The sequence below is a fragment of the Erwinia persicina genome (genome assembly GCF_014838825.1).
In the GTDB taxonomy this organism is placed as follows: domain Bacteria; phylum Pseudomonadota; class Gammaproteobacteria; order Enterobacterales; family Enterobacteriaceae; genus Erwinia; species Erwinia persicina_A.
Genome location: NZ_JACYMO010000001.1, coordinates 1,256,391 through 1,278,859 on the forward strand (window position 1 = coordinate 1,256,391; position 22,469 = coordinate 1,278,859).

At 57.0% G+C, this 22,469-nt stretch carries 22 protein-coding genes and 1 pseudogene; 5 read left to right on the forward strand and 18 right to left on the reverse strand.

Annotated elements, in window-relative coordinates; translation table 11 throughout:
* Positions 1 to 12 precede the first annotated feature (12 nt).
* Positions 13 to 609: a 5'-deoxynucleotidase gene (gene yfbR / locus IFU29_RS05610; RefSeq protein WP_191933008.1), complete on the forward strand. Its 597-nt coding sequence runs from the start codon at positions 13 to 15 to the stop codon at positions 607 to 609.
* A gap of 107 nt (positions 610 to 716) precedes the next feature.
* Here the strand turns inward: yfbR and IFU29_RS05615 are convergent, their stop codons facing one another.
* The 3 genes from IFU29_RS05615 to yfbV all read right to left on the reverse strand — a co-directional run bounded on the left by IFU29_RS05615 (position 717) and on the right by yfbV (position 2,459).
* The gene (locus tag IFU29_RS05615) at positions 717 to 1,376 is read right to left on the reverse strand and encodes a sugar phosphatase (RefSeq protein ID WP_191933009.1); all 660 of its coding nucleotides are present in this window, start codon (positions 1,374 to 1,376) and stop codon (positions 717 to 719) included.
* A gap of 13 nt (positions 1,377 to 1,389) precedes the next feature.
* Entirely contained in the window at positions 1,390 to 1,884 is a 495-nt protein-coding gene (locus IFU29_RS05620; RefSeq protein WP_191933010.1) for a YfbU family protein, read from the reverse strand.
* Between the two features lie 122 nt (positions 1,885 to 2,006).
* Positions 2,007 to 2,459 (reverse strand): terminus macrodomain insulation protein YfbV, encoded by a 453-nt coding sequence (gene yfbV / locus IFU29_RS05625; RefSeq protein WP_062742962.1) that lies wholly within the window; start codon positions 2,457 to 2,459, stop codon positions 2,007 to 2,009.
* A 354-nt stretch (positions 2,460 to 2,813) separates the two neighbouring features.
* Between yfbV and ackA the strand changes: the two genes are divergently transcribed.
* The 3 genes from ackA (at position 2,814) to IFU29_RS05640 (ending at position 7,808) form a co-directional block, all read left to right on the forward strand.
* Positions 2,814 to 4,016: an acetate kinase gene (ackA, locus tag IFU29_RS05630; RefSeq protein ID WP_191933011.1), complete on the forward strand. Its 1,203-nt coding sequence runs from the start codon at positions 2,814 to 2,816 to the stop codon at positions 4,014 to 4,016.
* A 154-nt stretch (positions 4,017 to 4,170) separates the two neighbouring features.
* A complete protein-coding gene (gene pta / locus IFU29_RS05635) occupies positions 4,171 to 6,315 on the forward strand; it encodes a phosphate acetyltransferase (RefSeq protein ID WP_118663694.1) in 2,145 nt (714 codons plus the stop codon).
* Positions 6,316 to 6,545: 230 nt separating this feature from the next.
* Positions 6,546 to 7,808, forward strand: a complete 1,263-nt coding sequence (locus tag IFU29_RS05640; RefSeq protein ID WP_191933012.1) for a 4-aminobutyrate--2-oxoglutarate transaminase — start codon at positions 6,546 to 6,548, stop codon at positions 7,806 to 7,808.
* A gap of 77 nt (positions 7,809 to 7,885) precedes the next feature.
* Here the strand turns inward: IFU29_RS05640 and yfcD are convergent, their stop codons facing one another.
* A complete protein-coding gene (gene yfcD / locus IFU29_RS05645) occupies positions 7,886 to 8,410 on the reverse strand; it encodes an NUDIX hydrolase YfcD (RefSeq protein WP_191933013.1) in 525 nt (174 codons plus the stop codon).
* 119 nt (positions 8,411 to 8,529) lie between these two features.
* The gene (gene yfcF, locus IFU29_RS05650) at positions 8,530 to 9,177 is read right to left on the reverse strand and encodes a glutathione transferase (RefSeq protein ID WP_191933014.1); all 648 of its coding nucleotides are present in this window, start codon (positions 9,175 to 9,177) and stop codon (positions 8,530 to 8,532) included.
* Positions 9,178 to 9,379: 202 nt separating this feature from the next.
* Here yfcF and IFU29_RS05655 point away from each other — a divergent pair, with 202 nt between their 5' ends.
* Positions 9,380 to 10,276: a TIGR01777 family oxidoreductase gene (locus tag IFU29_RS05655; protein WP_191933015.1), complete on the forward strand. Its 897-nt coding sequence runs from the start codon at positions 9,380 to 9,382 to the stop codon at positions 10,274 to 10,276.
* 87 nt (positions 10,277 to 10,363) lie between these two features.
* Here IFU29_RS05655 and hisP read toward each other — a convergent pair whose 3' ends face one another.
* The 13 genes and pseudogenes from hisP to IFU29_RS05720 all read right to left on the reverse strand — a co-directional run bounded on the left by hisP (position 10,364) and on the right by IFU29_RS05720 (position 22,409).
* Positions 10,364 to 11,137, reverse strand: coding sequence for a histidine ABC transporter ATP-binding protein HisP (gene hisP / locus IFU29_RS05660; RefSeq protein ID WP_191933016.1), 774 nt, complete (start codon positions 11,135 to 11,137; stop codon positions 10,364 to 10,366).
* A 10-nt stretch (positions 11,138 to 11,147) separates the two neighbouring features.
* Positions 11,148 to 11,864 carry an ABC transporter permease gene (locus tag IFU29_RS05665; protein WP_062742970.1) on the reverse strand — a complete coding sequence of 239 codons (717 nt, stop codon included), beginning with the start codon at positions 11,862 to 11,864 and terminating at the stop codon, positions 11,148 to 11,150.
* Complete coding sequence (locus IFU29_RS05670) at positions 11,861 to 12,547, reverse strand: histidine ABC transporter permease HisQ (RefSeq protein ID WP_191933138.1); 687 nt, start codon at positions 12,545 to 12,547, stop codon at positions 11,861 to 11,863. The genes IFU29_RS05665 and IFU29_RS05670 overlap by 4 nt, the downstream gene beginning before the upstream one ends.
* Positions 12,548 to 12,590: 43 nt before the next feature.
* Positions 12,591 to 13,357 (reverse strand): annotated as a pseudogene (gene argT / locus IFU29_RS05675) (lysine/arginine/ornithine ABC transporter substrate-binding protein ArgT); the annotation flags it as partial.
* Positions 13,358 to 13,632: 275 nt separating this feature from the next.
* The gene (locus IFU29_RS05680) at positions 13,633 to 14,202 is read right to left on the reverse strand and encodes a UbiX family flavin prenyltransferase (protein WP_062742973.1); all 570 of its coding nucleotides are present in this window, start codon (positions 14,200 to 14,202) and stop codon (positions 13,633 to 13,635) included.
* A 166-nt stretch (positions 14,203 to 14,368) separates the two neighbouring features.
* Positions 14,369 to 15,886 (reverse strand): amidophosphoribosyltransferase, encoded by a 1,518-nt coding sequence (gene purF, locus IFU29_RS05685; RefSeq protein ID WP_062742974.1) that lies wholly within the window; start codon positions 15,884 to 15,886, stop codon positions 14,369 to 14,371.
* Positions 15,887 to 15,922: 36 nt separating this feature from the next.
* Positions 15,923 to 16,408 (reverse strand): colicin V production protein, encoded by a 486-nt coding sequence (gene cvpA / locus IFU29_RS05690; RefSeq protein WP_062742975.1) that lies wholly within the window; start codon positions 16,406 to 16,408, stop codon positions 15,923 to 15,925.
* Positions 16,409 to 16,738: 330 nt separating this feature from the next.
* On the reverse strand, positions 16,739 to 17,485 hold the full coding sequence (gene dedD, locus IFU29_RS05695) for a cell division protein DedD (protein ID WP_191933017.1): 747 nt from the start codon (positions 17,483 to 17,485) through the stop codon (positions 16,739 to 16,741).
* Positions 17,475 to 18,737 (reverse strand): bifunctional tetrahydrofolate synthase/dihydrofolate synthase, encoded by a 1,263-nt coding sequence (folC, locus tag IFU29_RS05700; protein WP_191933018.1) that lies wholly within the window; start codon positions 18,735 to 18,737, stop codon positions 17,475 to 17,477. Before folC ends, dedD begins: the two co-directional genes overlap by 11 nt.
* Positions 18,738 to 18,802: 65 nt before the next feature.
* A complete protein-coding gene (gene accD / locus IFU29_RS05705) occupies positions 18,803 to 19,720 on the reverse strand; it encodes an acetyl-CoA carboxylase, carboxyltransferase subunit beta (protein ID WP_191933019.1) in 918 nt (305 codons plus the stop codon).
* A gap of 170 nt (positions 19,721 to 19,890) precedes the next feature.
* Positions 19,891 to 20,553, reverse strand: coding sequence for a DedA family protein (locus IFU29_RS05710; RefSeq protein ID WP_191933020.1), 663 nt, complete (start codon positions 20,551 to 20,553; stop codon positions 19,891 to 19,893).
* 30 nt (positions 20,554 to 20,583) lie between these two features.
* Positions 20,584 to 21,399: a tRNA pseudouridine(38-40) synthase TruA gene (truA, locus tag IFU29_RS05715; RefSeq protein ID WP_191933021.1), complete on the reverse strand. Its 816-nt coding sequence runs from the start codon at positions 21,397 to 21,399 to the stop codon at positions 20,584 to 20,586.
* Positions 21,399 to 22,409 (reverse strand): aspartate-semialdehyde dehydrogenase, encoded by a 1,011-nt coding sequence (locus IFU29_RS05720; protein WP_062742981.1) that lies wholly within the window; start codon positions 22,407 to 22,409, stop codon positions 21,399 to 21,401. The genes truA and IFU29_RS05720 overlap by 1 nt, the downstream gene beginning before the upstream one ends.
* Positions 22,410 to 22,469: the final 60 nt, after the last annotated feature.

Genomic DNA, 22,469 nt, shown 5'->3' on the forward strand with positions numbered 1-22,469 from the left:
GGGAAAAAGACCATGAACCAGAGCCACTTCTTTGCTCACCTCTCCCGTCTGAAACTGATCAATCGTTGGCCACTGATGCGCAACGTGCGCACGGAAAACGTCTCAGAGCACAGCCTGCAGGTCGCCATGGTCGCGCACGCGCTGGCCTTGATTAAAAATAAAAAATTTAACGGCAACCTCAATGCCGAACGCATCGCGATGATGGCGATTTATCATGACGCCAGCGAAGTGCTGACCGGCGATCTGCCGACCCCGGTGAAGTATTACAACGCGCAGATTGCCCATGAGTACAAGAAAATTGAGAAAATTGCCCAGCAAAAGCTGATTGAGATGCTGCCGGAAGAACTGCGGTCGGCTTATGCTCCGCTGATCGATGAACACCAGCATAGCGAGGCCGAAACCGCCATCGTCAAGCAGGCTGATGCGCTCTGTGCCTACCTGAAATGTCTGGAAGAACTGTCAGCGGGGAACAATGAGTTTCTGCTGGCGAAGGCCCGGCTGGAAAAAACCCTGGCCCAGCGCCACAGCCCGGAAATGGACTATTTCGTGGAGGTGTTTGTACCGAGCTTCAGCCTGTCGCTGGATGAGATTAGCCAGGAGTCGCTGTAATTTTAAATCGGGCGATTGCCTGCTGTCCGGGCAACGGCAATCGCCCCGTGACATTGCGGCAAAAGTCAGCCAGCAAAAAAACCCCGCAGAGGCGGGGCTGAGATAACTTAATGTCTGCGGTGAACATCCACGCTGCCGTCGGCATTCTTATGGATAATCAGCTCATCCAGCGAGGTGAGCACCATATCGACATCTTCCAGACGCGGCGCATCGGCCGGCACATTGGCGGCAATGACATGGCAGCCAGCGGCAAGACCGGAAAGAATGCCCGCTGCGGCGTCTTCCACCACCACACACTCTTCCGGCTCCAGATCGAGTAACTGGGCCCCCAGCAGATAGGCATCCGGCTCCGGCTTGCCACGCTCCACGCGCTCTGCCGTGACAAACGCGGCGGGTGCGGGTAATCCTGCTGCCGCATGGCGGGCGCTGGCGACCGGTACGGAGCCGGAGGTGACAATGGCCCACGGGATCTCCAGTTCATCCAGGCGAGCCAGCAAGGCTAATGCCCCCGGCAGAGCGATGATGCCGTCGGTATCTTCTGCTTCCAGTTTTTCCAGCGCAGTGAACTCCTGCTGGATGGCCTCAGCGGAGGCACCTGCCATAAAATGGCGCAGTGAGGTAATAGCCTGCTTACCGTGGATAAAGCTCAGCACCTCGTCAGGGGCAATCCCGTGGCGCTGACCCCAGTTTTTCCAGGCACGTTCGACCACCGCAAGGGAGTCGACTAACGTGCCATCCAGATCAAACAGAAAACCTTTACACTTCACTGCATCTTCCTTCTCAGGCGTTGATAACTTGCGCGATCTCGTTCGCACTCAGATGGTACTGTCGGGGACAATTGTGCCACACAGCCAGCATCCGTTGATACTTTTCCCACATCGGAACCTGAGCATTAAAATCGTGGCTGCCGGCTGAAAAGTGTCCATAGCGTCCTTCAACATTCACCAGGAAGCGCACGTAGCCAAGGTAGCGCCCTTCTGTCGCCGCATCAAAGCCGAGGAAAACCAGGCGCCGCGCCTCCACGGTTTGTGGCTCTTTCAGATTAGTCCAGGACACATGGAGCGCATGATACATCTCCATCATGGCCACCAGCGTACGACACTCTGCTTCCGGTAGCTGGCTGAATTCGTTATCCAGCTCACGCAGCTGAAGCCCGTAACCGCGCTCGACAATAGTCTGATAGCGGCGATGGCGCGCCGCGTTCTCCGGGTCAAGCATGGCCATGAGCTGATACTGATTAGAAAGAATTAAACGCTGGGCATGGGACATATCCATTTGGGGCTCCTCGGCCACGGGGGCAGTCTGAAAGTCACAAAAGGATCGCACAGCGCAGGGAGAGGCTTCTTTGACGTAAAGCGGGTTTCCTCTGGTTTGAGAAGAGGAAACCCGTGACAAAATCAAAGATCGTCGAGGAAGGTTTTATCCAGCTGTTTGAAAGCGCGTTTCAGCACGTCAGCCAGCGACTGATAGGTGGGTTTGCCCTCAACGGGGGCAATCGCCTGCCCTGCTTCCTGCAGCTTACCGCGGACGTCATGGAACCAGCCGAGGAGAGAGGGCGGCAGCGGGGTCACTGAACGCCTGCCCAGCCACCACAGCCCCTGCATCGGCAGGCTGCAGGCAAACAGTGCGGTGGTCACCGCCGGGCCCAGCTGGCCGCCGAGTGCAATTTGCCAGGTGAGGGTAAAAATCGCCACCGGGGGCATAATACGGATAGCAAAACGCGTGGCGCGCGTTACTCTGTTTTCAGGAAACATGGGCGCAAGGCGTTTATCGACAGGCCACGTTTTCATATAATGCTGCCCGTGCTGGAACAGCTTGAACCAACCGACACTGCCGGAGTCATTTGCCATGTCTGACCTCAACTTCAGAGATAAATATTAAAATAAAACTGTAACTCACCAACTTTACCTAACATGATTCAAAATATTTTGTCTTTACGAGTGACACTGGTTTATCCTGTGCGCGTTTTATACCCGTCATGTTGGGTAAACACCCTGGACTGCGAGCAATCCTGGTCAACAATCAGACAAGCCATGATGAAGCAGACGACATTTAAAAAAATCTTATAGCATTTCAATTTTTTTTTGCTTTCGGACAAAACTTATCGGAAGCCTGACGTTCATCATTAATGTACCAGCTTTCATGCGCTACGCTGATAGTCTGTTTGACTTTTATTTCGCCACTTTTAATAAATAGGACTTTCCATGTCGAGTAAGTTAGTACTGGTTCTGAACTGCGGTAGCTCTTCCCTGAAATTTGCCATTATCGACCCGGCAAACGGCGATGAGTACCTGTCAGGTTTAGCTGAATGCTTCCACCTGCCGGAAGCCCGCATCAAGTGGAAACTGGACGGCGCTAAACAGGAAGCGGCTCTGGGTGCTGGCGCAGCGCACAGTGAAGCACTGAACTTCATGGTTAAAACTATTCTGGCACAAAAACCAGAACTGTCGGCACAAATCGTTGCAATCGGTCATCGTATCGTACACGGCGGCGAAAAGTTAACGCAGTCAGTGGTGATTGACGAGTCAGTTATCCAGGGTATCAAAGATGCGTCCTCTTTTGCACCGCTGCATAACCCGGCGCACCTGATCGGTATCGATGAAGCGCTGAAAAACTTCCCACACCTGTCAGATAAAAATGTCGCTGTTTTCGATACGGCTTTCCATCAGACAATGCCGGAAGAATCTTATCTCTACGCCCTGCCGTACAAACTGTATAAAGAGCACGGCGTTCGTCGCTACGGCGCGCACGGCACCAGCCACTTCTATGTTACTCAGGAAGCAGCGAAAGCCCTGAATAAGCCGGTGTCAGAACTGAACATCATCACCTGCCACCTGGGCAATGGCGGATCGGTCTCCGCAATCCGTAACGGCGAGTGCGTGGACACCTCCATGGGTCTGACCCCGCTGGAAGGCCTTGTCATGGGCACCCGCAGCGGCGATATCGACCCGGCGATCATCTTCTTCCTGCACGATACTCTGGGTATGAGCGTCGATGCCATCAACAAACTGCTGACCAAAGAGTCTGGCCTGCTGGGTCTGACCGAAGTGACCAGCGACTGCCGTTACGTTGAAGATAACTACGCCACCAAAGCTGACGCGAAGCGTGCCATGGACGTATTCTGCCACCGCCTGGCGAAATACATCGGCTCTTACACCGCGCTGATGGATGGCCGCCTTGACGCCGTGATCTTCACCGGTGGTATCGGTGAGAATGCCGCGATGGTGCGCGAACTGTCCCTGGCCAAACTGGCACTGCTGGGCTTCGAGGTTGATCACGAGCGCAACCTGGCCGCACGCTTCGGCAAATCAGGCTTCATTAACAAAGAAGGCACCCGCCCGGCGATCGTTATTCCGACCAACGAAGAATTGGTTATCGCGCAGGACGCCAGCCGCCTGACCGCATAAAAACCGTTACGCTCCGTCAGCTCAGGCTGGCGGGGTTGTTTCAGAGACCATTTTATTTAGCTCACTATTTCGCGTCCCCTCGGGGCCTGCTTGTGGTACAGGAAGGCGGCAAACGCACCTGTAGCGTGGAATATAACGCTATCGGAGGTACAACGTGTCCCGAACTATCATGCTTATCCCTACTGGCACCAGCGTCGGCCTGACCAGCGTCAGCCTGGGTGTTATCCGTGCAATGGAACGTAAAGGCGTGCGTCTCAGCGTTTTCAAACCCATCGCCCAGCCACGTGCCGGCGGCGACAGCCCTGACCAGACCACCACAATCATTCGTAAAAACTCCAGCATCCCGGCCGCTGAACCGCTGCCGATGAGCCGCGTGGAGTCGCTGCTCGGTTCCAACCAGCAGGACGTGCTGATGGAAGAGATCATCGCCCGCTACCATGAAAATACCAAAGATGCCGAAGTGGTGCTGGTAGAAGGTCTGGTGCCCACGCGTAAACATCAGTTCGCCAATGCGCTGAACTATGAAATCGCCAAGACACTGAATGCGGAAATCGTCTTCGTGATGGCGCTGGGTAACGACTCAGCGGCCCAGCTGAAAGAGCGTATTGAACTGACGCAAAGCAGCTTTGGCGGCAGTAAGAATAAAAGCATTACCGGCGTCATTATTAACAAACTGAATGCTCCGGTTGACGATCAGGGGCGCACCCGCCCGGACCTGTCAGAAATTTTCGATGACTCCAACAAAGCCAGCGTCGCCAATATCGATCCTAAGCAGCTGTTCGCTAACAGCCCGCTGCCCGTGCTGGGCTGTGTGCCGTGGAGCTTCGAGCTGATCGCCACCCGCGCCATCGATATGTGTCGTCACCTGAATGCACGCGTGATCAACGAAGGCGATATCGCGACCCGCCGCGTGAAATCCGTGACCTTCTGCGCCCGCAGCCTGCCACACATGCTGGAACATTTCCGTCCGGGCTCCCTGCTGGTCACCTCGGCTGACCGCCCGGACGTGCTGGTCGCCGCCTGCCTGGCGGCCATGAACGGCATTGAAATTGGTGCCATTCTGCTGACCGGTGGCTACGCCATTGATGCGCCGATCCAGAAGCTGTGTGAGCGTGCCTTCCAGACTGGCCTGCCGGTCTTTATGGTCGACACCAACACCTGGCAGACCTCTCTCAGCCTGCAGAGCTTCAACCTTGAAGTGCCAAGCGACGATACCCAGCGTATTGAGCGCGTACAGGAATATGTCGCCAGCCATATCAATGCGGACTGGATTGAATCGCTGACCGCTGAATCTGAGCGCAGCCGCCGCCTGTCACCGCCGGCCTTCCGCTATCAGCTGACCGAGCTGGCACGCAAAGCGGGCAAACGTATCGTCCTGCCGGAAGGCGACGAGCCGCGTACCGTAAAAGCGGCGGCTATCTGTGCTGAACGTGGTATCGCCACCTGTATCCTGCTGGGTAACCCGGAAGAGATCCAGCGCGTTGCCGCCGCACAGGGCGTTGAACTGGGCAAAGGCATCGAGATTGTCGACCCGGCCGTGGCGCGTGAAAACTATGTGGCCCGCCTGGTTGAGCTGCGTAAGAGCAAGGGCATGACCGAAGTGGTCGCGCAGGAGCAGCTGGAAGATAACGTGATGCTCGGCACTATGATGCTGGAGCGCGGTGAAGTGGACGGTCTGGTATCCGGTGCTGTTCACACCACCGCCAACACCATTCGTCCACCGTTACAGCTGATCAAAACCGCCCCGAACAGTTCACTGGTTTCTTCCGTGTTCTTTATGCTGCTGCCGGAACAGGTGCTGGTATACGGTGACTGCGCCATTAACCCGGATCCAAACCCGGAGCAGCTGGCAGAAATTGCTATCCAGTCTGCCGACTCTGCGCTGGCGTTCGGCATCGAACCTCGCGTAGCGATGATCTCTTACTCCACCGGTACCTCCGGTGCCGGTAGCGACGTAGAGAAAGTGCGTGAAGCGACCCGTATCGCCCAGGAGAAACGTCCTGACCTGGTGATCGACGGTCCGCTGCAGTACGACGCCGCGATCATGGCCGATGTGGCCAAATCTAAGGCCCCTAATTCACCGGTAGCCGGTCGCGCCACCGTGTTTATCTTCCCGGACCTGAACACCGGTAATACCACCTACAAAGCCGTACAGCGCTCTGCTGACCTGATCTCCATCGGGCCAATGCTGCAGGGGATGCGCAAGCCGGTGAATGACCTGTCACGCGGTGCCCTGGTAGACGATATCGTTTACACCATCGCCCTGACCGCCATTCAGTCGAAACAGGCCGAAGGCTAAACGCGCGGGGTAACCCGCAGGCAACAGGGCGGACCTTCACAGGTTCGCCCTTTTTTTTGCCTATGACATACACTATCCGTTACGTCGGCTATGCCTGCCCCCTGATGACGTCGCGGGCGGGCGTGCCGTATTGCTAAACAGGCAGGACAGAATAAACATGCGTCTGGAACCCGCCCCACGGCGGCGACAGAGACGTTGAGAAAACGCGAAATACCGGATGAGGTGATACCATGAGCAACAGTGAAACAGAGCAGCGCCGTCTGAACGCCACGCCGCGTGGGGTCGGTGTAATGTGTGATTTCTACGCGGTTAAAGCGGAAAATGCCACGCTGTGGGATCATCAGGGCCGGGAATATATCGACTTTACCGCAGGCATTGCCGTACTCAACACCGGGCACCGCCATCCTAAGGTGATGGCGGCCGTCAGAGAACAGCTGGCGTGCTTCACCCACACCGCCTTCCAGGTGATCCCGTACGAGAACTACATCGCCCTTGCCGAAGCGCTGAATGCACGAGTGCCGATCAACGGCCCCTGTAAAACCACCTTCTTTACCAGCGGCGCTGAGGCAGTGGAAAACGCGGTAAAAATCGCCCGCGCCGCTACCGGGCGTCCGGGTGTGATTGCCTTCAGCGGGGCTTTCCACGGCCGGACGATGATGACCATGGGCCTGACCGGCAAGGTGACGCCCTACAAAACCGGTTTTGGCCCGTTCCCGGGGTCGGTTTTCCATGCCCGTTATCCGAACGCCCTGCACGGAGTTAGCGTGGACGAGGCGATGGCCAGCCTGGAGAACCTGTTTAAATGTGATATCAGCCCGCAGCAGGTGGCGGCGATTATCTATGAGCCCATTCAGGGGGAAGGCGGTTTCAATATTGCGCCCGGGGAGTTCGTCAGCGCCCTGCGTACGCTGTGCGACCGGCACGGTATTGTGATGATTGCGGACGAGATCCAGAGTGGCTTTGCACGCTGCGGCAAACTGTTTGCCAGCGACTACTACCCGGATGCCAGACCTGATCTGATGACCATGGCAAAAAGCCTGGGGGGCGGGCTGCCCATATCGGCGGTATCCGGCCGCGCTGAACTGATGGATGCCCCGGAGCCCGGCGGCCTGGGCGGTACCTATGCCGGCAACCCTCTGGCGATCGCCGCTTCGCTGGCGGTGCTGGAAGTGATTGAAGAAGAACAGCTGTGCGATCGTGCCCTGCGCCTGGGGGCCTGGCTGGAGGAAACGCTGAACGCCAGCGGACATCCCGCGCTGGCTGAAGTCCGTGCCCGTGGTTCAATGGTGGCCGCTGAGTTTAACGATCCGCTGACCGGCGCCCCCTCCCCCGCCATCGCGCGCGATATTCAGCAGCGCGCACTGGAACAGGGTCTGATCCTGCTGACCTGCGGCGTCTATGGCAATGTGATCCGCTTCCTTTATCCACTGACCATTCCCGATGCGCAGTTTAAAACCGCCCTCAACGTTCTTTCGGATTTATTGCGGCGCTGATATCGGTGAGGCAGACCGGAAGGGCTGCAGTGAGAAAGGGATCAACGTGGCGCAGGGGATCTGCGCCACGGGGGGGATCAGTCGTGACGGCCTGACTCGTTATTACGCGTCAGCCACAGCGACAGCGCCTTCAGCGAGTCGTTGGTAAACTCGTCGCAGCGGGCAGTGATTTCCTCTGGTGTCATCCAGAAGATCTCATCCACTTCATCTTCCTGCATGGCAAACGGGCCGTGTGACACACAGCTGAATAAACCGCCCCACACGCGACAGTGTTCATCTTCGTAATAGAACTGCCCGTGTTCGGCAAACGGTACGTCGGCAATGCCCAGCTCCTCTTCCGCTTCGCGCCGTGCGGACCCCAGCATCTCTTCACCCGCCTGCACTACGCCCCCGGCAGTGGCATCCAGCATGCCTGGCATAAAGTCTTTGGTCTCAGTACGACGCTGCACCAGAATTTTGCCCATACCATCGTGAACCACGATGTAGGTTGCGCGATGGCGCAAACACTGCGCACGCATCTGCACACGGCTGGACTGTGCAATGACCTCGTTATCTTCACTAACGATATCCACCCACTCCGTGCCCTGATCTTGCTCCACCATCCGTAACCCTTTTTGTTCTGGCGCCTGGCGCACAGTTGAATCAAACGTTTTCGCGCACGATTGTGCGATCCGCCCTAAATTAATGTGTAACGCGTTGCGACGCAATCATCAATTTGTGCTCATCTGCGGGCAACCTTTGCCGACTCGGCCAGCCACAGCTGAACCGAAGCGCGCTGCCACTGAAAATGCGCATACTCTGCCAGACGCGACGGCAGTGGATCGCCGTGCAGTGCCAGACGGTTCAGCATCACCGCCAGGTCAGTATCCGCAATTGACCACTCGCCATACAGGTTATGCTGGCCCTCTGGCAGCAAACGCCCAACCGCATCGATCAGCTTTGCGGCCGCCTGCTGGCCGGCGGCATCCAGCGGTGCAAAACGCTCACCGGCAAACATCACCTCCGTCGGCCGCTGCTGGCGGATTGGCATAAAATCACTGCGCAGCCAGGCCTGAATCTCACGCGCTTTGGCCCTTTTTTCGCTATCACGCGGATACAGACGCTCATGGTCTGGCGCCGGGAAACGGTCTTCCAGGTATTCCGTAATGGCCGAAGACTCCGACAGCACGAAGCTGTCCACCTGTAGCGTTGGCACGCGCTGCGTCAGCGATACCTGGCTGTACGCCGGCTGGTGATGCTCCTGAGTCGCCAGATCCACCGGCTTCAGGGTAAAGGGCAGGCCTTTTTCACGCAGGGCAACATACACCGACATCACATACGGGCTAAAAAATCGGGAATCTGACCACAGCAGGATCGGGGGGTAGCTCATCAGGACGTCCTCTGACGTTCACGGATAGGAACATCCTGTTTACCGATTTTTTCCGCCGAAGGCAATCTCCAGAAGGGTTATGTTTTCTCTTTCAGAACACGTGACATCCGCGCCTGCCCGTGCGCGGGGTCACGCGCAATCCTGCCATCTTATCCTATGCTGAATGCAGGGTAACTTACTGGCATCTTGGAGGATAAACCGCATGCATATTCTGATTACCGGCGGTACAGGGCTAATTGGACGCCCGCTCATCGACCAACTGCTCCAGGCAGGCCACCAGATCAGCGTGGTGACACGTGATGTCGCCGCCGCCCGGCACAGCCTGAGTGACAGGGTCAGCCTGTGGTCAGGGCTGGATCAGCAGCAGGATTTGAACGGTATTGATGCCGTGATCAACCTGGCCGGAGAGTCTATTGCCGCAAAACGCTGGAGCGAGCCGCAGAAACGGCGGCTGTGCGACAGCCGCTGGCAGATCACCCAGCGTCTGGCTGAACTGATCCTGGCCAGCAGCACACCGCCTGCCGTGCTGATTTCAGGCTCGGCTACAGGTTTCTACGGCGACAGCGGCGACCCGATCGTAACCGAAGACGACCCCGGACATGCCGAGTTTACCCATGCGCTCTGCGCCCGCTGGGAACAGCTGGCCCTGCAGGCGCAAAGTGAGCGCACCCGCGTCTGTCTGTTGCGAACCGGCGTGGTGCTGTCTGAGAAAGGGGGGGCGCTGGAGAAGATGAAGCTGCCCTTTAAGCTCGGCATCGGCGGGCCGCTGGGTGACGGTAAACAGTATTTACCCTGGGTACATCTGGAGGATGCGGTAAATGGCATTATCTGGTTGCTGGATCATCCTGAACTGGACGGCCCCTTTAACCTTGTGGCCCCCTACGCGGTTCGCAACGAGCAGTTTGCCGCCGCGCTGGGTAAAGCGATGCACCGTCCGGCGTTTATGCGCACGCCCGCAGCGGCGATCCGCCTGATGATGGGGGAGTCCTCGGTACTGGTCCTCGGCGGGCAGCATGTGGTACCGCAGCGGCTTGAGGCGTCGGGGTTTCGTTTTCGCTGGTATGAGTTAGACAAAGCGCTGGCGGATGTGATCCCGTAAGGGACGATCCTTTATTCACCGCAGGCGAAAGCAGGCGGGTCGGTCACGGGCGGACCGCAACAGAAGGTCCGCCCCTGGTGAGTGATATTATTTCAACGCGCCTGACAGAAACTGCTGCAGTCGCGTACTCTTCGGCTGATTGAACACCTCTTCAGGCGGCCCCTCCTCCTCAATTTTCCCCTGATGCAGGAAAATCACATGGCTCGACACATGACGCGCAAACTCCATCTCGTGCGTGACCACGACCATGGTTTTCCCCTCCTCCGCCAGCTTCTGCATAATGCGCAGCACCTCACCCACCAGCTCCGGGTCAAGCGCAGAGGTCGGTTCATCAAACAGCAGCACTTCAGGCTCCATCGCCAGCGCACGGGCAATAGATACACGCTGCTGCTGGCCGCCTGACAGGTGCACCGGATACTTGGCGCGGGCACGCTCGTCAATCCCCACCTTGTCGAGATAGCGGATAGCGCGGTCACGGGCTTCGGCCTTGCTTAAGCCCAGCACCTGCACCGGGGCTTCCATCACGTTCTCCAGCACCGTCATATGGCTCCAGAGGTTGAAGTGCTGGAACACCATCGTCAGTCGGGTCCGCAGCATCCGCAGCTGTTCTTTATTGGAGACTTTCAGCTGGCCATCGGTATCGCGGACCAGATTGATATTCTGGTTGTTCACCGAAATGGTGCCTTCGCTCGGTTTTTCGAGGAAGTTAATACAGCGCAGGAAGGTACTCTTGCCGGAGCCGGATGAACCGATAATACTGATCACATCTCCGGCATTTGCCTGCAGCGAAACCCCCTTCAGCACCTCATGCTCACCGTAACGTTTATGCAGCTCGGTGACGCTTAATTTATTATCAGCCATGGTGTTTTACTCAATGTGAAGAGGAAGGTTTAACGTGCGCCAGCCAGCGTTTTTCCGCTTTACGGAACAGACTAATCAACACATAGGAAATAATCAGATACAGCACAGCCGCTATGCCAAAAGCAATAAATGGCTGATAGGTGGCTGAGTTAATATCGCGGGCCACTTTCAGCAGGTCAGGCACCGTCGCGGTAAACGCCAGCGCCGTAGAGTGCAGCATCAGGATCACTTCATTACTGTAAGCCGGCAATGCGGAGCGCAGCGCGGAAGGCATGATAATGCAACGATAGAGTTTGAAAGTGGAAAAGCCATATGCACGCGCGGCCTCGATCTCGCCGTGCGGCACGGAACGAATGGCACCGGCAAAGATTTCCGTGGTGTAAGCACAGGTGTTGAGCGTCAGCGCCAGCAGCGTACAGTTCAGCCCGCTGCGGAAGAAAGCATTCAGCATCTCGGTGCCTTTCACGACTTCCAGCGTGTACATCCCGGAGTAGAACACCAGCAGCTGAACATACAGCGGCGTGCCGCGAAAAATATAAGTAAACAGCCACACCGGAAAACGGATGGCTCTGATGGGGGACACGCGGGCTATCGACATCAGCACCGCCATACAGCCGCCCAGTACCACGGATACCACCAGCAGCCAGAGCGTGATGGCCACGCCGGAGAAGCGGTAACCGTCGGTCCACAGCAGGGCTTTCCAGTACTCCTGAATAATCTCAATCATAGATCAGCCCTTTTCACACCCACCGTATAACGACGTTCCAGCCACCACAGCACTCCGTTGGAGAGCGTGGTAAAGATCAGGTAGATAACGCCCGCAACAATCGCGAAATAGAACGGTTCCCAGGTCGATTTGCCGGCCAGCTGCGTAGCTTTTACCACGTCTTCCAGCCCCAGAAGCGACACCAGCGCCGTGGCCTTCAGGATCACCTGCCAGTTGTTGCCAATACCCGGTAACGCAAAGCGCATCATGCCAGGGAACAGCACGCGACGAAAGGTTTGGGAACGGGTAAAACCGAAGGCCGTGGCGGCTTCGATCTGCCCTTTCGGCACCGCCATATAGGCTCCGCGAAAGGTTTCGGTGAAATAGGCTCCGTAGATAAAGCCCAGAGTAATAATCCCGGCGACCATCGGATCGATATCGAACTGCGACAGGCCGAGGAAATCCGTGACCTGATTCAGTGCAATCTGCAGACCATAGAAGATCAGTAGCATCAGAACCAGGTCCGGCACGCCGCGGATCAGCGTGGTGTATCCTTCAAATATAATGACCAGCACACGGCTGTTGGAGAGTTTGGCCCCGGCGCCAATCAATCCAAGCACCACGGCGAACACCACCGAGCTGAGAGCCAGCTCCAGGGTCACCATCGCGCCTTTAAAAATGACTTCAGAGTAGCCATACAGCATAAGCACATCCTGTCTTTCTATCTTAATCTTACGAACAGCCGCNTCAAAATCGAAGTATTTTTTAGCTAATTTGTCGTAGGTGCCATCTTTGCGCATTTCATCGAACGCTTTATCAATAGCGGCTTTCAGCTCAGGATTATCCTTGCTCATGCCCATACCGGTGCCCACACCGAAGATTTTCTCATCTTTCACAGCCGGGCCGGCGAACGCATACTCTTTACCGGCGGGCTGCTTGAGGAAGCCTTCGCTGGCAGCCACTTCATCCTGGAAGGCGGCATCAATACGGCCTGCGGTCAGATCCTGATACACCAGGTCCTGGTTTGCATAAGGAGTGACCGTCACGCCTTTTGGCCGCCAGTTATCGTTAGCGTAGGTTTCCTGCGTGGTGCCCTGCAGCAGACCAATGGTTTTGCCCTTCAGGGAGTCGAGGGTTGGCTGAATTTTAGAGCCTTTCGGTGCAATCAGGCGGGAGTTTGCTGCATACAGTTTTTCAGAGAAGGCAATCTCCTGCTGGCGTTTTTCAGTAATCGACAGGGAGGAGATGATGGCATCAATCTTCTTCGCTTTCAGCGACGGGATCAGCGCATCAAAGTCGCTTTCCACAAACGTACACTTGGTCTCCATACGTTTACAGATTTCGGTCGCCAGATCGATATCAAAACCGACCAGCTGACCCTGCGCATTTTTCATTTCGAACGGGGCGTAAGTCGGATCAGTACCGATACGCAGTGTTTTTGGACCGGCAGCAAACGCGCTGCCTGCAGCTGTGATGGACATTAACAGGGAGAGAGCCAGGACCTGCTTTTTCATAAACTATCCTCAGTTTCGAATATTATTTTTTATGTTCGTGATGTTTCTGCACAGTGAGATGCACAATACAATTAGCAGGTTCCGTGCCACATTTTGTGGCAAAGGGCTGTTTATATCGCAGGATGCCCCAGACACCGTGATGACTCAGTTTGCAGGGAAATTTATAGCAGATTTGTTAGCAGGCGGGGGGAACAATGTTTCATGTTGGTGCACAACTTGCACGAAAAGCGATTCAGCACCAACATTTGCACGTTAACAGTGCATGATAACGCAGGTTATGCACCTTGCCAGCGCGTGAAGAGATCCTCATCCAGCTCAATATCGAACTGGTCCAGCACGCGGTTCACCGTCTGGTCGACAATATCCATCACATTTTGTGGGCGGTGATAAAAAGCCGGTACCGGCGGCATAATAATGGCACCCAGTTCAGCAGCGGTGGTCATCATGCGCAGATGCCCCAGATGCAGGGGAGTTTCACGTACGCACAGCACCAGACGGCGGCGCTCTTTGAGCACCACATCGGCGGCACGCGTCAGCAGGCCATCACTGTAGCTGTGAACAATGCCAGACAGAGTCTTCATCGAACAGGGAAGAATGGCCATACCGTCGGTTTTATAGGAGCCCGACGAGATGCTGGCCGCAATATCGCGCGCATCATGAACCACATCGGCCAGCGCCTGCACCTGACGCAGGGAATAGTCGCTTTCCAGCGCCAGCGTCTGACGCGCAGCCTGGCTCATTATCAGGTGCGTCTCTACCCCGCTCACCTGCTGCAAGATTTGCAGCGTGCGGATGCCGTAAATCACCCCGCTGGCGCCAGAGATGCCAATAATGAGTCGCTTCATAGATAATCCTTAAAAAAATGGGCCGGAATCGCTTCCGGCCCATCTTAGCCTAAATACCCTGAACAGTTCGAGTTAGATAACGGCGGCTTCCCGGCAGCACAGACCACGCGTCACCGGGGTGAGCAAACGCCACCCGGCGTCAACAGTCTTTGCCCGATGACGGGGTTTAGCCTTCGTTATGCATTTCCAGATTTTCAGTCTCGTTCTGACGCTGCATCGCTTTCGCATCGTCATTACGCAATGACTGCAGATACTCAAGGTACTGCTGGTCGACGTCTTTCGTTACGTAGATACCATCGAACACCGAGCATTCAAACTGGGCAATATCCGGGTTCTCTTCACGCACCGCTTCAATCAGGTCGCTCAAATCCTGGAAGATCAGCGCATCGGCACCGATCAGCTGGCGGATCTCTTCCACTTCGCGGCCGTGAGCGATCAGCTCAGTGGCGCTCGGCATATCAATGCCGTAGACGTTCGGGAAGCGAATTTCCGGTGCCGCAGAGGCAAGGTAAACCTTTTTCGCCCCGGCTTCCCGCGCCATTTCGATAATCTGCTCAGAGGTGGTGCCGCGCACGATGGAGTCATCCACCAGCAGGACGTTTTTACCCCGGAATTCAGCACGGTTGGCGTTAAGCTTGCGGCGGACCGCGCTACGACGCAGGTGCTGGCCCGGCATAATAAAGGTACGTCCCACGTAGCGGTTCTTCACAAAGCCCTGACGGTATGGCTTGTCGAGAATACGTGCCATCTCCAGGGCGATATCGCAGGAGGTTTCCGGGATCGGGATCACCACGTCGATATCCAGATCTTCCCATTCGCGGGCGATCTTGGCACCGAGCTTAGTCCCCATGCGCACGCGGGCGCTGTACACCGAAATCTTGTCGAGGAAGGAATCCGGACGTGCAAAGTACACATACTCGAACAGGCACGGGTTCCACTTTGGATTCTCAGCACACTGCCGGGTAGAGAGCTGGCCCTTTTCAGTCACGTAAACGGCTTCACCCGGTGCCACATCGCGCAGGAATTCAAAACCGAGTGTATCCAGCGCCACGCTTTCGGAGGCCACCATATACTCGATGCGGCCGTCGGCCATGGCGCGTTTGCCAATGACCAGCGGGCGAATACCGTTAGGATCGCGGAAGGCCACCAGGCCGTGGCCGATGATCATCGCAACGCAGGCGTATGCCCCGCGCACGCGCTGATGCACGGCGGCCACCGCAGAGAAGATGTTTTCTGCTTCCAGCGGGTCATGCTGGAAGCGATCGATTTCCTGCGCAAAGATATTCAGCAGAATTTCGGAATCCGAAGTGGTATTAACATGCCGGCGTCCGGTTTCGAACAGCTCTTTGCGCAGCTCGTGGGCGTTGGTCAGGTTGCCGTTATGGGCAAGGGTAATACCATAAGGGGAGTTCACATAGAAAGGCTGGGCTTCAGAAGCGCTGGAGCTTCCTGCCGTTGGGTAACGCACGTGGCCGATACCCATGTTGCCCTGCATACGCTGCATGTGGCGGGCTTCAAATACATCGCTGACCAGGCCGTTTGCTTTACGCAGACGGAAGCAATTCAATGCATCAATGGTAACGATGCCTGCGGCATCCTGCCCACGGTGCTGAAGCACCGTTAACGCGTCATAAATCGACTGGTTGACCGGTGCAAAACCGGCGATCCCGACAATACCGCACATATTGACATTTCCTCATAAGCCGCGACCCCGGTGCGATTACCGGGGCAAAAAACTCGACGTGCTTTTCAGGTAATCAAAAAACCACCTGATGATGCTACTGAACTGAGGGATTAGCTGGGACTGCTGCCAGTCCGGGCTTTTGGAAAAGCCGGTGAATGTGTCGAGGAAAAACAACATGGCTGCCACAATCAGCACGCCGCGTAATGCCCCAAAACAGACGCCGAGGACTCTGTCGGTTCCCGACAGGCCGGTTTTTTCAACCAGCGAACCAATTACATAGTTAACAATGGCCCCGACAATCAGGGTAGCAATGAATAACACCGCAACGGCTATTCCATTTCGAACCAGTTCATCTTCAAATCCGGTGAACCAGACGGCAAGGAAAGAGTAGTAATGACTGGCGACAAAAAATGCGCAACCCCAGGTGACGAGAGAAAGAGCTTCCCGGACAAATCCTCGGATCAGGCTGACGAGAGCCGAAAAACCAATAACCGCAATAATGACGTAATCTATCCAGATCATGAACGCTTCCAGTGACCAAGCCCCTGTCACAGCCTGTATCCCCCTGTTGCACAGTTTCAGGGAGATGCTGCCTCAGTTCGGGGCGAATTCTAACAGAAAAAGAAAACGTTTGCGTAGGGTTTTCCTGGTACGATTTAAATTAACAACGAGGTTAAAAAAAACCCTCCACAGGGGCGGATTGCCCCTGCGAAATCCCCCTACGCAATACCTTGATTTGCCAGTCTCCTCACGCACAACGCCCGGAACAGCACAGTGTCGGCTCCGGGCGCGTGGGGGATGAACTGCCGCAATAAGCACCCGGCGCTTGAGAAAACGGCGGGCCCAAACCACTTAACGAACGGAGTAAGGTTTCACCACGCCGCCCAGTCCCGAAATACCCTGCAGTGCGCCTACGGCAGCCTGCATCTTCGCTTTCGATGCGTCCGGCCCAACGTAGATACGGGTGATCTGCCCCTGCACCGGCGTGGCCGGAACAGTAAAGGCGCGATAGCCCGACAGGCGCAGCTGCGCAACAATCTCATTCACTTTTGCGGCATTCTTCAGCGCGCCGAGCTGTACGACCCAGGCCTGGCCTGTCGGCGCGGTCTCGGTAGCTGCGGGCCGGGTCTCCGCCGGGGTTTCCACTTTCGCCGCTGGGGTCTCTACCGGTTTCGGTTTCTCCACCGGCTTCGGCTTCTCGACCGGTTTCTCCACGGGCTTCGGCTGCGGCTTCGGTTTTTCTACTACTTTCGGTGGCTGTTGCACCGGTTTCACCGGCGGCGGGGTCACCACCGTAGGCTCATTGCGCGACTGCGGCGCAGTGGATCCACTGTCGGCCTGAGAAGCGTTTTCCGCAGAACTGCTGCCCGCGCTGATCGCGGCCCCTGCCCCTTCCGGCGGCTGTGCCGGCAACGACTGCGTCACCGGTGGCACCAGATCGGTTTCCTGCTGATCTTCCGGTTTCGGCACCAGCGGAATGGCAGCGAACTCCTCTTTATAGTGCTTCTTCTTACCATCGAGCAAGCCGGGCAGCACAATCACGCCCAGCGCCACAATGATGATGGTTCCGACTAAACGGTTTTGAAACTTACTGGCCACTGCCGTTCTCCGTTTCCATCGTTTCCATAACCTGCGCCACGGTGTGGAAGGACCCACACACCAGCACAATATCCTGTTCTGACGCCTGTTGCCGCGCCTGGTGCCACGCGAGCTCAACCGAGTCAAACGCCTGTGCGCCATGAATATGCGCCATCAGCTGCGCCGCCGTCGCGCCGCGCGGGCCGTCCAGCGGTGCGCAGTACCAATAGTCCACCTGCGGACTGAGGCAGGCCAGCGTACCGGCAATATCCTTATCGTGCAGCATGCCCACCACGGCGTGCACCTTACCGCTGCGCGGCACTTCCGCCAGGCGACCGGCCAGGTAGGCTGCCGCATGGGGATTGTGTGCCACATCGAGGATCACGCGCGGTGATTCAGCCACTGTCTGGAAGCGCCCGGGCAGCATCGCCTGATGCAGCGAGCGGCGGATCACCGCCTCCTCGACCTTCAGCGGTGAGGCGCGCAGAGCAGCCAGCGCCGTCGCCGCATTGGGTAACGGCACCTGCGGCATTGGGAGGCGGTCAATGCTGCCATGAGCATCACGGAAAGACCAGCTCTCAGCGGTGATGCTACAGGACCAGTCGCGGTCACGCTGTAGCAGCCGTGCGCCCTTCTCCGCCGCAACCTCTGCAATCGTCTGCGGCATATCCGGCTCACCGACGACGGCAGGCTTATCCGCCCGGAAGATCCCGGCTTTCTCACGGCCAATGCTGTCGCGATCCGGCCCGAGCCAGTCGGTATGATCCAGCGCGATGCTGGTCACCACCGCGACATCGGCATCGACGATGTTGGTGGCATCCAGACGCCCACCCAGGCCCACTTCGAGGATCACCACGTCAAGCGCCGCCTGCCTGAACAGCCACAGCGCCGACAGCGTACCGTATTCGAAATAGGTCAGCGAAGTCTCCCCGCGCCCGGCTTCGATGGCAGCAAACGAGGCCGTGTGCGCGGACTCCGCCAGTTCCTCACCCTGAATGCGCACCCGTTCGGTATAGCGCACCAGATGCGGCGAACTGTAAACGCCCACGCGATAGCCCGCCGCCATCAGCACGGTTTCAAGGGTTCGGCAGGTTGTGCCTTTACCATTAGTTCCGGCTACGGTGAACACCACAGGGGCGGGTTTCAGCAGGTCGAGAGAAGTGGCAACGTGCCGGATACGATCCAGCCCGAGTTCGATAGCCTGAGCGTGTAAATGCTCAAGATAATAAAGCCACGTGGCAAGAGGCGACGTGGCTTGAGGAAGATTATCCATGTGTCCCGTTCACAGCGTTACGGTTCATTGGTAAAAGGGGCGCGGAGCCCCTTTCTCATCATCGGTCAGGCCTCGTGGCTCTGGGGCGCGGCATCATCGGCTACGTCTTCTTTGACGTCATCTTCCTGCGGGGCAGGCAGATTCATCATTTTCGCCAGCACGCTGGCCAGCTTGAAGCGCATCACCGGGCGGCGCACGATCATATCGATGGCCCCTTTTTCGATCAGGAACTCACTGCGCTGGAAGCCCGGCGGCAATTTCTCGCGGACGGTCTGCTCAATGACGCGCGGACCGGCAAAACCGATCAGCGCTTTGGGTTCAGCAATGTTCAGATCGCCCAGCATGGCAAAACTGGCGGACACGCCGCCCATGGTTGGGTCAGTCAGCACGGAGATATACGGCAGGCCGCGGGCCTGCATCTTTGCCAGAGCCGCACTGGTTTTTGCCATCTGCATCAGCGACATCAGCGCTTCCTGCATACGGGCACCGCCAGAAGCGGAGAAACAGATCATCGGACAGTTATCTTCCAGCGCCTGCTCTACCGCACGTACAAAGCGTGCGCCCACCACGGAACCCATCGAGCCGCCCATAAAGGAGAACTCAAACGCGGCCGCCACGACCGGCATCCCGTGCAGGGTCCCTTTCATCACGATCAGCGCGTCGGTTTCGTTAGTCTCTTTCTGAGCCGCGACCAGACGATCTTTGTATTTTTTAGAATCCCGGAACTTGAGCACATCTTTGGGTTCCAGTTCGCTGCCCAGCTCAACCATTGAGCCTTCGTCAAGCACGCTGTGCAGACGATCGCGACCATGCATACGCATATGGTGGTCGCACTTCGGACAGACTTCCAGATTACGTTCCAGCTCGGCGCGGTAGAGAACCTGCCCGCAGCTATCACATTTCGTCCACACCCCTTCAGGAATACTTGCTTTGCGCGAGGGGGTGATGGTGCTCTTATTGAGAATTCGTTCAATCCAGCTCATTGATGACCTTTCTGTTTGAACCTGGCACCCCTGCTGGGGGACGCCAGTTTTTCTTTTCTACGCTGCCGCCTGATGCAGTAGCGCAAACCATAATTTATCGCTCATTAAACCATAACCGCCCGTCACTGTGGATAAAAATCTGGTCGGAGGGGGCTGGCCTGAGCGTTTTTTCATTCCTGTTTCTGCTGGCGTGCCGCCCGGCGATGTCGCACCACTTCAATTACCCCTGGCATCACAGAGAGCAGGATAATCGCGACAATCAACAGCTTAAGGTTTTCCTGTACCACCGGAAAATTCCCAAACAGATAACCGGCATAGGTAAACAACAGTACCCACAGAACACCGCCCGTGACGTTGTAAAAGGCAAAATGACGATAGGACATCTTACCCATTCCCGCCACAAACGGCGCGAACGTACGCACAATCGGCACGAAACGCGCCAGAATAATCGTTTTGCCGCCATGACGCGCGTAAAACGCATGGGTTTTATCCAGATAGCTGCGGCGGAAAATTTTCGAGTCAGGGTTGCTGAACAGCTTATCGCCAAACAGCCGCCCGATCGTGTAGTTCACCGCATCGCCAAGGATGGCCGCCACCACCATCAGAGCCACCATGGTGTGTACATTCAGGTCGTTCCCCGGCAGTGCTGCCAGCGCCCCCGCCACAAACAGCAGAGAATCGCCCGGCAGGAAGGGGGTCACCACCAGGCCAGTTTCGCAGAACAGGATCAAAAACAGAATGGCATAGACCCAGATACCATACTGGGCCACCAGTTCCGCGAGGTGGACGTCGATATGTAAAATGAAGTCGACAACAAAACGAATCAATTCCATACGGGCTTCCTTTGATACTCCAGGCCAGGGTTAATCCCCGAGGAACAGCGGTCCCATCGGTGGACGAGGTAACTCATAACGAGCAGGATAGTCGACGGCCACCAGATACAGACCTTCTGCACGCCCGGTTGCCGCCGCCAGCTTGCGGTCTTTTGCCGCCAGCAGCTCTGCGATCCAGCCTTCTGGCTGATTCCCGCAGCCCACTTCCATCAGACTGCCCACGATATTGCGCACCATATGATGCACAAACGCATTCGCTTTAATGTCCACCACCACGTACGCGCCGTGGCGGGTGACATTGACATGCATCACGTTGCGCATCGGCGTCCGCGACTGACACTGCACGGCGCGAAACGAGGTAAAATCGTTCTCGCCCAGCAGACACTGCGCGGCGCGCTGCATCTTATCCACGTCCAGCGGATGGTAAAAATGGGTGACGCCACCGGCCAGGATCGCCGGACGCAGCCGCTGGTTATAAATCACATAACGGTAACGGCGGGCGGTAGCGCTGAAGCGGGCGTGAAAATCATCCGGCACCGCTTTCACCCAGCGCACGGCGATGTCGCCGGGCAGGTTGGTATTGACACCCATCGTCCAGGCGGCGTCCTTACGCTGCGAAGTGGTTTCAAAATGCACCACCTGCCCCGTACCGTGAACGCCGGCATCAGTCCGCCCGGCGCAGAGCACTTCTACCGGATGGTTAGCCACTTTCGTCAGCGCCTTTTCCAGTTTTTCCTGCACGCTGCGGACTTCCTGCTGCCGCTGCCAGCCGTAATAACGACTCCCGTCATATTCAATGCCCAGCGCCAGTTTCATGGTCGGCTGTGGCACGGCGATGTCGGACATCAGTAAAAATACTCCTGCACCAGCTTCTCAGCGGTTTTGACCGCCATCAGTGCCCCGCCAAACCGCACGTTGTCGGCCACTGACCAGAACTGTAACAGCTCAGGAATGCCGTAATCGTTGCGCACGCTGCCGATGCTGAGATGCGAACTGCCGGAGGCATCCCCCACCTGCGTCGGGAAGTCATCTTCTGCCGTCAGGTTGATATCATCCACCTGACCCAGCGCATCACGCGCTTCTTCAGCAGAGAGCGGGCGCAGGTTTTCAATGTAAACAATCTGCGCATTGCCGTAGAACACCGGAGCCTGAATGGTGCTGACCGCAATCGGCAACCCTTCGTCCTGCAGCACTTTGCGGACCTGCTCTACCAGCAGGCGCTCCTGCGCCACGCTGCCCTCTTTATCCGCCAGCAGCGGCAGGACGTTGAAGGCCAGCTGACGGCCAAAGTAGCCCTCTTCGGCGGGCAGGCCGTTCAGCAGCCGGGCACTCTCACCCGCCAGGGAGTCCACCGCCGCTTTACCGTGCGAAGAGGCCGCCAGCAGGTTGGTGACCTGCAAACGCCCCAGGCCCGCCTGGTCGATCAGCGGTTTAATGGCGCACAGCAGCTGGCTGGTCAGGGCATCGGCCACGCTGATAATGTTGCGGTTACGGTAATCTGCCAGTACCTGCGGATTCACCTCCGGCACCACCAGCGGCACATCCGGTTCCAGCGCAAACAGATCGCTGCTGTCTATCACCAGGCAACCTGAGTTCGCGGCCTCATCGGCATAGCGCGCCGAGGCTTCGCGGCCCGCGACAAAGAACGCCAGTTGAACCTGTGACCAGTCGAATTCGCTGGCATCGGTCACGCGAACCGACTTACCTTCATAGCGCAGGACTTCGCCCGCGCTGCGCTCACTTGACAGCGCATACAGCTCACCAACCGGGAACTGGCGTTCCGCCAGCAATTCCAGTAAAGCTCCCCCTACTGCGCCTGTCGCACCTAAGATTGCGATATTCCAGCCGTCAGACATGTTGGTTTACTCCAGACAATGACACAAAAATAGAAGGCGGTCGCATAACCGCCTGAAAAT